The sequence below is a fragment of the Mediterranea massiliensis genome (genome assembly GCF_900128475.1).
Lineage (GTDB): Bacteria > Bacteroidota > Bacteroidia > Bacteroidales > Bacteroidaceae > Bacteroides > Bacteroides massiliensis_E.
This window is the reverse complement of the sequence record NZ_LT635839.1, coordinates 327,313-339,917: the sequence shown is the minus strand read 5'-3', so window position 1 is coordinate 339,917 and position 12,605 is coordinate 327,313. Positions and strand designations below refer to the sequence as shown.

Annotated in this window: 9 protein-coding genes; 4 read left to right on the top strand and 5 right to left on the bottom strand. The window is 56.6% G+C overall.

All coding sequences use genetic code 11. The features are described from left to right. Window positions 1–22 precede the first annotated feature (22 nt). A complete protein-coding gene (trpA, locus tag BQ7483_RS14880) occupies window positions 23–802 on the top strand; it encodes a tryptophan synthase subunit alpha (RefSeq protein WP_072546433.1) in 780 nt (259 codons plus the stop codon). Here trpA and dacB read toward each other — a convergent pair whose 3' ends face one another. From dacB to BQ7483_RS14850, 5 genes are all read right to left on the bottom strand, one after another. Then, window positions 803–2,272 carry a D-alanyl-D-alanine carboxypeptidase/D-alanyl-D-alanine endopeptidase gene (gene dacB, locus BQ7483_RS14875; RefSeq protein ID WP_072546432.1) on the bottom strand — a complete coding sequence of 490 codons (1,470 nt, stop codon included), beginning with the start codon at window positions 2,270–2,272 and terminating at the stop codon, window positions 803–805. Window positions 2,273–2,368: 96 nt separating this feature from the next. After that, window positions 2,369–3,718 (bottom strand): dihydrolipoyl dehydrogenase, encoded by a 1,350-nt coding sequence (gene lpdA / locus BQ7483_RS14870; protein WP_072546431.1) that lies wholly within the window; start codon window positions 3,716–3,718, stop codon window positions 2,369–2,371. 27 nt (window positions 3,719–3,745) lie between these two features. Continuing rightward, a complete protein-coding gene (locus BQ7483_RS14865; RefSeq protein WP_072546430.1) occupies window positions 3,746–5,644 on the bottom strand; it encodes a TlpA family protein disulfide reductase in 1,899 nt (632 codons plus the stop codon). A gap of 557 nt (window positions 5,645–6,201) precedes the next feature. Beyond that, window positions 6,202–7,080, bottom strand: a complete 879-nt coding sequence (locus tag BQ7483_RS14855; RefSeq protein WP_072546428.1) for a DMT family transporter — start codon at window positions 7,078–7,080, stop codon at window positions 6,202–6,204. 11 nt (window positions 7,081–7,091) lie between these two features. Beyond that, the gene (locus BQ7483_RS14850) at window positions 7,092–8,057 is read right to left on the bottom strand and encodes a DMT family transporter (protein WP_072546427.1); all 966 of its coding nucleotides are present in this window, start codon (window positions 8,055–8,057) and stop codon (window positions 7,092–7,094) included. Window positions 8,058–8,253: 196 nt separating this feature from the next. Here BQ7483_RS14850 and leuS point away from each other — a divergent pair, with 196 nt between their 5' ends. Genes leuS through BQ7483_RS14835 form a run of 3 tightly spaced genes read left to right on the top strand, consistent with a single transcriptional unit; the run spans window position 8,254 to window position 12,598 of the window. Next, on the top strand, window positions 8,254–11,091 hold the full coding sequence (gene leuS / locus BQ7483_RS14845; protein ID WP_072546426.1) for a leucine--tRNA ligase: 2,838 nt from the start codon (window positions 8,254–8,256) through the stop codon (window positions 11,089–11,091). A gap of 13 nt (window positions 11,092–11,104) precedes the next feature. Further along, entirely contained in the window at window positions 11,105–12,007 is a 903-nt protein-coding gene (locus BQ7483_RS14840) for a YitT family protein (RefSeq protein ID WP_072546425.1), read from the top strand. A 12-nt stretch (window positions 12,008–12,019) separates the two neighbouring features. Beyond that, window positions 12,020–12,598, top strand: coding sequence for a non-canonical purine NTP diphosphatase (locus tag BQ7483_RS14835; RefSeq protein WP_072546424.1), 579 nt, complete (start codon window positions 12,020–12,022; stop codon window positions 12,596–12,598). The last annotated feature ends 7 nt before the right edge of the window (window positions 12,599–12,605 follow it).

The following is a 12,605-nucleotide window of genomic DNA, read 5'->3' as shown; positions in this document are numbered from 1 at the left end:
CAAAAACTTAAAAACTAAAAACATGAACCGTATAGACCAACTTTTCCAGACCAAGAGCAGCCGCATCCTTTCCATTTACTTCTGTGCGGGCTGCCCCACCCTCGACGGCACTGCCGCCACCATCCAGGCCCTGCAGGACGCAGGCGTAGACATGATTGAAGTAGGCGTCCCCTTCAGTGACCCCCTGGCCGACGGCCCCATCATCCAGCAGGCCACCACCACCGCGCTGCGCAACGGCATGAACGTGCGCCTCCTCTTCGACCAACTGGCCGACATCCGTCGCACGGTGCACATCCCGCTGCTGCTGATGGGCTACCTTAACCCCATCCTGCAATTCGGCTTCGAAGCCTTCTGCCAACGCTGCCGGGCGTGCGGCATCGACGGCCTCATCATCCCCGACCTGCCCCTGCGCGAGTACTGCCTTCACTACAAGGAAACAGCCGAACGCTACGGCCTGCACGTGGTGATGCTTGTCACACCCGAAACGAGCGACGAACGGGTACGGGAGATTGACCGTCAGACGGGAGGCTTCATCTACATGGTGTCTTCGGCCGCTGTAACGGGAGCCCAGCGCTCGTTCGACGAACAGAAGCAGGCCTACTTCCACCGCATCGACAGCCTGGGACTGAAACATCCGCGACTGGTAGGCTTCGGCATTTCCAACAAGGCTACGTTCGAAGCAGCCTGCCAAGCCTCATCGGGCGCCATCATCGGCAGCCGGTTCGTCACCCTGCTCAACGAAGCCCAAGGCGACGCAGCAACCGCCATTGCCCAACTGAAAGAGGCACTGACGAAAGATTAGTCATTTCCGAAGGGAAACCTTCACAACCTCCAGGCACACGGCATCCTGAAAGGCACGCGCTTGGCGGCCCGAAAGCACATTCTGCGTCAGGATGGCAAAGGCTACCCAATGGTCATCGGCCGTCTTCAGATAGCCCGCCAGCGCATTGATACCCGTATAAGAACCGGTCTTGGCATGGACCTGCCGGAAGGCGGGCGTGCCGTAGCCCATGCGGTACTTCAGCGTGCCGTCCACTCCGCTCACGGGAAGGGCCTTGTAGAGCGGCGAGAAGATGTCGCTGCGCGAATAGGCATAGCGAAGCATGGCCACCAGCAGCTCGGGCGAAAGGTAGTCGTAGTGCGACAGGCCGCACCCGTCGGCCAGACTATAATGTTTCGGATCCAACCCGACACGTCTGATGAGAGTCCGCATGGCGTCCAGTCCGTCCTTGGCCGACACCCGCTTCTTGCCGCCCGTGGCCAGCACGCCCGCCCGGCAGAGCATGGCTTCAGCGTTCAGGTTGTCGCTCTCCTTGAGCATCACGTTGAGCACGGCTTGCAGGGAAGTTTCGTGTACAGCCAACTTCGTGCGTCTGCCCTCCTGCGGGAGGTCGGCGAAACGGTAAGCCGCCTCAATCCCCGCCCGGGTACTGTCGGCCACAGCTGTACAATGAATACCCGCCTCCATCAGCCGCTCCACAAAGACGTGCATAAACATGCGGCCGGAGTCGAACAGGCTGAACGAACGGCCTTCCGCCGTCTGTACATTGCCTTGCAGGGTAATGTGATTGCCGTTCTCCATCCAGTTGCGCGTCACCCTCAAGGGGCCTGCGGCCGACGAACGGCTGCGCGTGTGGTTCTCTATTGTATAATACGTGGAAGATGGATGGCCAATGACCAGTGCCGACAGGCCCCGTTCGTCGGGGAGTATCGACAGCTGGAGCACGCCCTTGTTCAGCATCAGCGGCGAGAGATAAGGCTGATAGGCAGCGGGAGCGTCGTCCCACAGCCAGCCCGAACCCCAGTAGAGCGAATCCTTCATCGACACGTCGCCCACGATATCCCCGTCCACCACACGGATGCCCCGCTTCGTCAAATCGCCAATAAGTTCCTTCAAGTCGTCTTCATCAAACTCAGGGTCGAAGCCGCCCACTACGTAGAGGTCGCCCTTCAGCGTGTCGCCCACCACGCGGCCCGTAGTCCACAGCTCCGTACGGAAGGGCTCCATGGCCCCCGGCTGCGACAAGGCCGTGATGGCCGTCATCACCTTCATGGTCGAGGCGGGCCGCGACAGCTTGTCGGCCTGGTATTCGTAGAGCGTGCGCCCGGCCGTCAAATCGTAGATACAGATACCCGCGTTGCCGCCAGGCGGCAGGTCATGCTTTACGAGGGTGTCGATACGTGCCCGCAACAGACTGTCGGCCTGCGCGCAGACAAAGGAAAGCGGTCCCAGCAGGACCGCCCATATCAGTAATATCCGAAACATATTCATCAGTTTAGGAATTGAATATTATATCTTGGACACAGATGACACAAAGTTCCACGGAGTTTTGAATCTTCCTCTGTGCAACTCTGTGGTGCCCCCCAATCACAACGCCTCGCGGAAAATCTCGCCCACCGTGGGATGCGGGAAGACTATCTTCTTCCATTCCGCAGCCTTCAACTTCAGCTCGACGGCCATGCCGGCCAGGGTGATGATCTCGCTGGCGGGATTGCCCAGCACGTGTGCCCCCAAGATGGTGTCGTCCTCGGCCAGGATGAGCTTACAGAGGCCGTTCACGCCCTCGTTCTCGGCTACGAAGCGGCCGCTATAGGCCATAGGCAGCTTGACTACGCGGCAGGTGATGCCTTTCCGCTGCAATGACTCTTCCGTCTCGCCTACGCTCGCAATCTCAGGATTGGTATATACCACGCCGGGGATGGCACGGTAACTCATCGCGTCTTCCTTGCCTGCGATGTGGTTCACGGCCACTTCGGCCTCGCGCACGGCGGTATGGGCCAAGAGCGAGAAGCCCGTCAGGTCGCCGCAGACATAGACACCGGGCAGGGAGGTCTGCATGTGTTCGTCCACCACGATGCTGCCGCGTTCGGTCTTCTGCAGGTCGAGGTTCTCCAGCCCGAAACCCTTCGTCACGGGGCGGCGACCCACGCTCATCAGCAGCCGTTCGGCCACGACAGAGCCTGCACCCTCGGCATTCTCATACCCCACCTGTACCTGCCCGCCTTCGGCCACGGCCAGCGAAACGACCTTCGTGCTGAGCATGAACTTCACGCCGCGCTTGGCATAGTCGGCCTGCAGGAGGGCGGCGAGTTCCTTGTCCATGCCGCCCAGTATCTCGTCCACCATCTCGATGACCGTCACCTGCACGCCCAGGCTGTTGAAGAACGAGGCGAACTCCATGCCGATGACTCCGCCGCCGATGATGGCCAGCGACTGGGGTAGCTCCTTGTTGTCGAGCGCGTCGCGATGCGTCCAGTAGGGCACAGTGTCCACGCCTGCGATAGGCGGAATGAACGTCTCCGAACCGGTGCAGAGCAGCAGGTTGTCGCACTCATACACCTCTTCGCCGCAGCGTATGTGGTTCTTGTCCACCACTTCGGCCGTGCCTGTCACGATCTTTACATTGTGGGCCGTCAGCTTGGCCTTGACGCCCAGCACCAGCTTGCGCACCACCTTCTGCTTGCGGGCGATGATTTTGGGCAGGTCGAAGCCCACGTTCTCGGCCGACACGGCATACTTCGACGCATGGCGCGCGCCGTCGTAGGTCTTGGCCGAATACAGCAACGTCTTGGTGGGGATGCAGCCCTCGTTCAGGCAGACGCCCCCCAGGCTGTTTTTCTCGAAGAGCACAACGCTCAGTCCTGCCCGTCCGGCAGCTTCGGCGGCAGTATAGCCCGCAGGACCTCCGCCGATAATGGCAACTTGATATCTTTCCATGGTGTTATTCTTTATTTATATAGAGGATTACTCAATCATTCCCTTCAACGTATCCTTCATCTTCCCGTGGTCGCGGAAGTCGTTGCGGAGGCCGTACTTGCCCTGCTTGTCCACCAGCACATACGAGGGGATGCCGTCTATCTTGAACTTGTCGCAGAGATAGGCCCACTGCTTGTCGGTGAGGCGGTAGTGCTTGCCCTTGATGTCGGGTATCATCTCCTTGTACTTGACGAGCGGGGAGGTCTGGTTGGCGATGTAGATCCACACCAGGTTGTCACTCTTCAGCTCGCCGTCCTTCAGCGGCTCGTTGGCCTTGATGGCCATGCGGCAGGGCGCGCACCAGGTATTCCAGAAGTCCACGAGGATGACCTTGCCCTTGTGGGGGGCGATGATGGCGTCGAAGAGCTTCTCCACAGGCACGTCGGGCGTCTGCTCGATGACGGCTTTCCCTTCGACAGCCTTGAGCAGAGCCAGCGTGTTCTCCTGCATCTTCAGCAAGGCTTCGCGCCAGAAGGGGTTCTGTACACCGTCCAGCGTCTTCAGGTCGGCTTCGGTGAGGGCGGCGTTCGAGGCTTTCTGTACCAGAGGCAACGCCAGCTTCAGTGCGGAAGCGAAGGTACCTTCCAGGCCCGCTTCCTTGGGCCATGCGATTCGGGGATTAGCTACAGCCGATGCATACTCCATCGCATGCTGCCCCATCAGCAACTTGGGGTCGGCAATAGAGAAGAGCTTGCACAGCTCCACACGGTTCTCAGCCGTCAGCGGGTCGATTTTGAGGTCCAGAGGTTTGGAGCGGTCCCATTGGTTATGTATCCTTCTGTAATTGTGTTCGCGGAAGAAATCGCCTTGTGCCATGGCCTCGACCGCCTCCTGCTTCAGATTGATCAAGGCCAGTTCCTTGCCTGCGGGCGGCAGCTTGCTTTGGGCGATGCTGTCCGATAGGGCCTGATAACGGCCGATGACATGCTGTGTGTATTCGGCAGCCGTCATCTTGTAGTCGGCAAACTCGCCTGTATATAAGTTCATACCATAATACTTATCCGAATACAAAGACGGCGCCGACAGGCCCGCGTATGTGCCCGAGAAGTAACAGAAAGGAATGGTCTCGAATGCCGGCAACTGTTTCTTTTCAGCCCGGCGCTTCAGAATATACTGCCCGCTACGCCGCATGTCCACGTAGAGGTCTATCTCCTCGCCCGGCGCCAGCCATATTTGTCCATTTCCCATGCCTACGCTAATCAAAGCCTGTGCAGGTCCGTATTGCCAGAACTTGAATTCGGCCCTACCCGTTGCAGAGTCGATAGCAGCTGTATAGGGCTGCTGGCCGTTCATCAGCGTATTGAGGTAAATATTAGCTTCCTTGGCCAGCTCCTTCCGATAGCCCGAAAGGTGCATGTGTACCACCGTTTCGCCCACCTTGAACTGAGGTTCGGGCACGGCATCGGGAGCGGTTTCCGAAGCACGGATGACGTCGGCAGGGATGTCAGAAAGGCGGTCGAAAGCCTTCTTGCCCGTCAGGTCGACACCGAACAGCTTGAAGCAATCCTCGCAATCACCCTCGATGAAATCGAACGAGCGCGTGCCGCGCGGCAACGGTTCGAAGGTCAGCTGGAAAGAAGCCTCGCCCGACTTGGGCATCCAGAAGAGCGAATCGGCCTCGATGCCTTGCGTGCCGGTCAGGGCGTAACGCTTGCCGTCGGCCAGCAGGTAGGATTCGGAAGTGATCTTGATCCAATAGCCCGGACGGAAATAGGCATCCGTATGAAGCACGGTGGCCGTGTCGCTCAGTTCTACCTTGGAAATGTCGAGCGTCATGGTGTTGGCCGACTCAATCAGGGGGTTCTCCACGCATTTGTCCCGTTGCGTGCACGAGGCGGCCAGCCACAGGGCTGCGGCTGCCGTCAGAAAGGCAATCTTGTTGTGCATAATGGTCTTGATTTAATGTTGCTACAAATATAAGTAATATTTATTTGCCACATACATCGGGAGCTGATAAAAAATCGGCCGACTTCGTCCGCCGCCTATTGACAGATTGACACTTTGATTTTCAAACCGCCCGAGAATCGCTTGTTTCGATCCGAAGGCAAGGCCGATGCAAAAGAACGGAGCGCGGAAGGCCTTACTTGTTCACCGACAAACGGATAGCGAAATCCTTACAAAAATTTTGGAAGAAAAAACGAGGCGGAAAGCCGCCCTTCGAGACTTCGGAAGCCCGAAGGCAGAGGTTTCGAAGCCCGAAAGCGGGGAAAACAGTGCCTTTTCCCTCGGAAAACAGTGCTTTTTCCGAGAGAAAACATACAACCTGACGAGGGGAAACAAGCAATCTGACGGGGGAAAACCTACGTTCTGCCCCGCTCAAACGGACGTTTTCGGCCGTCTGAACCTGCTGGTTGATGCCACGGACGAAAGGGACGTGTAAGCAGAAAGGCACGTTTCCGTACAAAAGGAAAGCAAAAAGACTGAAAACAAAGACAGACTGTCACTCACTTCTTCCCCGCCAGATAGACGCCGCACAGCACACAAGCCGCACCCAGCAGGGCCACAGGCGTCAACGGTTCGCCCAGAAAAAGCAGGGAGCCCACGGACGTGAAAATGGGGTTGAGATAAATGTAATTGGAAGCGCGGACGGTGCCCAGCCGCTTGAGGATGACGTTCCACACCGCAAAGCACACCAGCGAAGCCAGCACACTGAGGAACAACAGGTTCATCCACACGGCAGGACGGGCGAACGCCTCCAGCGGAAATTGCCACGGGCGCACCAGGAAAGCGGGCAGAATGGTGAGCACGCCATAGAAGAAGACCTTGCGGGTAATGAAGGCCGTGGAGTAACGGTCGGCCACCTGACGCATGATCAGGCTATAGAAAGCCCAGCAGAGGGCGGCCGTCAGCGAAAGCACGTCGCCCAGCGGCGAAAGCTTCAGCACGAAATTGCCGTTGAAGATGACCAGCCCCACGCCCAGCAGGGCCAGCAACGAACCGCCCACCAGCCACCACGTGGCCCGCTCGCTCCGATAGAAGAGCCTGGCCAGCAGCATGGTGAGTAGGGGCGTGCTGCACACGATGAAGGCCACGTTCGTGGTGAGCGTCACTTCGAGGGCCGTATTCTCCGTCAGGAAGTAGAGCGAACCGCCCGTCACGCCCGCCAGCAGCATCCAGCCCTCGTCGCGCCAGGTGCGGCACAGCAGCGTCCGAGGCGAGATGAACCAGATGCCCACGTAGGCGATGAGGAAGCGCAACAGGAAAATCTCCTGCGGCGTGAGCCCGTTCTCTATCAGCACACGCGTCGAGATGAACGTCATGCCCCAGATGCCTACCACTACGATGGCCGTCAGGTGCCACTTCCAATCCTTGCCGCCTTCCATCCTCTTCCCTCCTACTCTGCCTTTGTATCCAGATTTCCCTGCTGCTTCTCAGCCTCGTAGGCCTCCATCTCGGCACGGCTCTTGCTGGAAGTCACCAGCCAGACACCGCCGAAAATCATCACTACGGAAAAGACCTTGGTCAGGTTGAAGGTATCCATGCCCCAGCACACGGCCACAATCGTGGCGACCAGCGGCTGGATGTAGTTGTACATGCCCGCCACGGTAGGACGCAGGTTCTTCTGTCCCACGATGATCAGGATGTAGCTGAGGAACGTGGCGCCTACCACCACGAAAGCAATCGAGGCGATGCGCATCCCGTCGAGCGCCAGCCAGTCGGTGGCCAGCAAGCTGTCGTACGAGAAAGGAAGCAGGCAGATGAACGCGTAGGTGAACATCCACTTCATCACGGTAATGGCCGAATACTTGGCCACGAAATTCTTGAACAGCACAATGTAGAAGGCATAGCTGCACTGGGCCAGCAGCACGAGCAGGTCGCCCAGGATGGGATTGCCTCCCTTCGTGGCCGCCGAAGCCGACGCCTGCGAACTGCCCATGATGAGCAGCAACGCACCCGAGGCACCCAGGGCGATGCCCAGTATCTTCTTGGCCGTGACAGGTTCCTTCAGGAAGATGGCCGCCAGTATCATGGCGATGAGGGGCATGCTGGTGGTGATGATGGACGCATCGACGGGCGACGTCAGTCCCACACCGAAGATGTAGCTGCCCTGATTGAACACGATGGCCAGCAACGAAGCTCCGAAAAGTTTCATCAAATCCTTGTGACCCACATGCTCGGGCTTCTGGAAGAAGGAAAAGATCCAGAAAAGAATCATGGCGCCGAAGACGCGCAGGTCGGTCATCACCAGCGAGCTCACCGCTCCTCCTATCATCACGAATTTGGCCAGGGGAGCCATCAGTCCCCACATGCTGTTGGCGGCCAGCATGGAAGCATGGCCTTTCAATTTTGCTATGTTCATAACTCGAATCTTCTTTTTTCGGGCGCAAAATTACGAGAAAAGTAAGCAACGTATTCCCGCAACCCAATGTTTTTTATCGACTTGATAAGCAAATCTGAAAATAAACCTGTAAATTTGCAACGGTTTATTAACCGACCTATAAACCGAAAAAAGAAGATATAAACACGTTTTCAACAATTTATTAATAGATATCAGTATGGAATACAATTTCAGGGAGATTGAACAGAAATGGCAGAAACGATGGGTGGAAAACAAAACCTATCAGGTAACGGAAGACGACACAAAACAGAAATTCTATGTACTGAACATGTTCCCCTACCCCTCGGGTGCAGGCTTGCACGTGGGACATCCGCTGGGATACATCGCTTCGGACATCTACGCCCGCTACAAACGACTGCAAGGTTTCAACGTACTGAACCCCATGGGCTACGACGCCTACGGCCTGCCCGCCGAGCAGTATGCCATCCAGACCGGCCAACACCCTGCAATTACTACTTCCGCCAACATCAACCGCTATCGCGAACAGCTCGACAAGATAGGCTTCTCGTTCGACTGGAGCCGCGAGATACGCACCTGCGACCCCGAATACTACCACTGGACGCAATGGGCTTTCCAGCAGATGTTCCAGAGCTATTACGACAACAAGTTGCAGAAGGCACAGCCCATCACCCAGCTGGTGAAGGCTTTCGAAGCCAACGGCACCGAAGGACTGGACGTGGCTTGTAGCGAGGAACTGAGCTTCACGGCCGACGAGTGGAAGGCTATGAACGAAAAGCAGCAGCAGGAGACGCTGATGAACTACCGCATCGCCTACCTGGGCGAAACGATGGTGAACTGGTGTCCTCAGTTGGGCACGGTACTGGCCAACGACGAAGTGGTGGACGGCGTATCGGAGCGCGGCGGTTATCCTGTCGTACAGAAGAAGATGCGTCAGTGGTGTCTGCGCGTGTCGGCCTACGCCCAGCGTCTGCTCGACGGACTGGAGACCATCGACTGGACCGACTCGCTGAAGGAAACGCAGCGCAACTGGATAGGCCGCTCGGAAGGTACCGAGGTGCAGTTCAAGGTGAAGGACAGCGACCTGGAATTTACCATCTTTACCACCCGCGCCGATACGATGTTCGGCGTGACGTTCATGGTGCTGGCGCCTGAAAGCGAACTGGTTCCGCAAGTGACCACCGAATCCCAGAAGGCCGAAGTGGAAGCCTACCTGGACCGCACCAAGAAGCGTACGGAGCGCGAACGCATCAGCGACCGCAGCGTCAGCGGCGTGTTCTCGGGCTCGTATGCCATCAATCCTTTCACGGGCGAGGCAGTGCCCATCTGGATCAGCGACTACGTGCTGGCCGGATATGGAACGGGTGCCATCATGGCCGTACCTGCCCACGACTCGCGCGACTACGCCTTTGCCAAGCACTTCGGCCTGGAAATCCGTCCGCTGGTCGAGGGTTGTGACGTTTCCGAAGAAAGTTTCGACGCCAAGGAAGGCATCGTCTGCAACTCTCCGAAGGCCGGCGCCACTCCCTATTGCGACCTGTCGCTGAACGGACTCACCATCAAAGAAGCCATCGCCGCCACCAAGAAATACGTCAAGGAACACCACCTGGGCCGCGTCAAGGTGAACTACCGCCTGCGCGACGCCATCTTCAGCCGCCAGCGCTACTGGGGCGAACCGTTCCCCGTCTACTATAAGGACAACATGCCCTACATGATTCCTGAAAGCTGCCTGCCGCTGGAGCTGCCCGAAGTGGCCAAGTTCCTGCCTACCGAAACAGGCGAACCGCCATTGGGACATGCCACGAAGTGGGCTTGGGACACGGTGAACAACTGTGTCGTTGAGAACAGCAAGATTGATAACCAGACCGTCTTCCCGCTCGAACTGAACACCATGCCGGGCTTCGCAGGCTCCAGCGCCTACTACCTGCGCTACATGGATCCGCGCAACCACACGGCACTGGTTTCCAAGAAAGCCGACGAATACTGGCGCAACGTAGACCTCTATGTAGGCGGTACGGAGCACGCCACCGGCCACTTAATCTACTCCCGCTTCTGGAACAAGTTCCTGCACGACCTGGGCATCTCCGTTGTGGAAGAACCGTTCCAAAAGCTGGTGAACCAGGGCATGATCCAGGGACGAAGCAACTTCGTGTACCGCATCAAGGATACCAACACCTTCGTGTCGCTGGGCCTGAAAGACCAGTACGACACCACCCCACTCCACGTGGATGTGAACATCGTGTCGAACGACGTGCTCGACGTGGAAGCCTTCAAGAACTGGCGTCCTGAATACAATACCGCCGAGTTTATCCTCGAAGACGGCAAGTACATCTGCGGTTGGGCAGTTGAAAAGATGTCGAAATCGATGTTCAACGTCGTAAACCCCGACATGATTGTCGAAAAATACGGTGCCGATACGCTGCGTATGTACGAGATGTTCCTCGGCCCTGTAGAACAGTCCAAGCCCTGGGATACGAATGGTATCGACGGCGTACACCGCTTCCTCAAGAAATTCTGGTCGCTCTTCTACGACCGCTCGGGCCAGTACCTCGTGACCGACGAAGCCGCCACAAAGGACGAACTGAAGTCACTCCACAAGCTCATCAAAAAGGTGACAGGCGACATCGAGACCTTCTCATATAACACCAGCATCAGTGCCTTCATGATTTGTGTCAACGAACTGACCGGTCTGAAGTGCTACAAGAAGGAAATCCTGAACCCGCTGGTAGTTGTGCTGGCTCCCTTCGCTCCCCACGTCTGCGAAGAGTTGTGGGAGACGCTGGGCAATGCAGGTTCCGTATGCGATGCCCACTGGCCGGCCTACAACGAGGAATATCTGGTGGAAAACACCGTCAACTACACCATCTCCTTCAACGGCAAGGCCCGCTTCAACAAGGAATTCCCCGTTGACGCCACTTCCGAAACCATCCAGGCAGAAGTGCTGGCCGACGAACGTTCGTCCAAATGGATGGAAGGCAAGTCGGTTGTAAAGGTCATCGTCGTGCCGAAGAAGATTGTGAACGTGGTAGTGAAGTAAATCTAATTGAACTATGCATATCAGTAAACCAAGTAAAACAGCATTGATGAGGGAGCTGAAAGATTACATCGTAATCACCCTCGGACTTATCAGCTATTCGCTGGCATGGGCGGCTTTTCTGATTCCCTACCAGATAACAACGGGTGGAACGACAGGTATCGGTGCCATTATCTATTATGCCACCGGCTTTCCCATCCAATGGTCCTACTTCATCATCAATGCTGTACTGATGACTTTTGCCATCAAGATACTGGGTCCCAAATTCAGCATCAAGACGACCTATGCCATCTTCATGCTGACATTCCTGTTATGGCTGTTCCAAAAGCTGGTGAATGGCCCTGACGGCATCCCGCCCCAGATTCTGGGACCCGGACAGGACTTCATGGCCTGCCTCATCGGTGCCTCGATGTGCGGTGTCGGCCTGGGTGTAGTGTTCAACTGCAACGGAAGTACCGGCGGAACGGATATCATCGCCGCCATCATCAACAAGTACCGTGACGTAACACTGGGACGCATGATCATGGCTTGTGATGTGGTCATCATCAGTTCGTGCTACTTCATCTTCCACGACTGGCGCCGCGTGATATTCGGCTTTGTGACGCTGTTCGTCATCGGTTTTGTACTCGACTACATCGTAAATAGTGCCCGCCAGTCGGTCCAGTTCCTCATCTTCTCCAAAGAATACGAGAAGATAGCCGACCGTATCACCAAGGAAACCCATCGCGGCGTAACGATACTCGACGGTACGGGCTGGTACAGCAAGGGGCACGTCAAGGTGCTGGTAGTCCTGGCCTACAAGCGCCAGTCGGTCGAAATCTTCCGTCTGGTCAAGGACATCGACCCCAATGCCTTCATCTCGCAAAGCTCCGTCATCGGTGTATATGGTGAAGGCTTCGACAAACTGAAAGTAAAATAATTCTATCGCGATATGAAGAAATTTGTCTTTGCAACCAACAATGCCCACAAGCTGGAAGAAGTGAAAGACATCTTAGGTGACAAGATAGAACTTCTCAGCATGAAGGACATCAACTGCCAGGCAGACATTCCCGAAACAGCTGATACCCTGGCAGGAAACGCCTTGATAAAGGCAAGATACATTTATGACAATTACCACCTGAACTGCTTTGCCGACGATACCGGCCTCGAAGTGGAAGCGCTGAACGGGGCGCCGGGCGTCTACTCGGCCCGCTATGCAGGCGATACCCACAACTCCGAAGCCAACATGAAGAAGCTGCTTCATGACTTGGAAGGCGTGGAAAACCGCAAGGCACAGTTCCGCACCGTCTTCGCCCTGATTATCGACGGAAAGGAACATCTGTTCGAAGGCATCGTCAAGGGTGAGATTGTCAAAGCACGGAAAGGGACTTCCGGCTTCGGCTACGACCCCATCTTCGTGCCCGAAGGCTATACCCAGACCTTTGCGGAAATGGGCAATGCCGAAAAGAACAAGATCAGCCACCGGGCCAAAGCTACGCAGAAGCTCTGCAAGTTCCTAAAATCCATCTGAAACAACA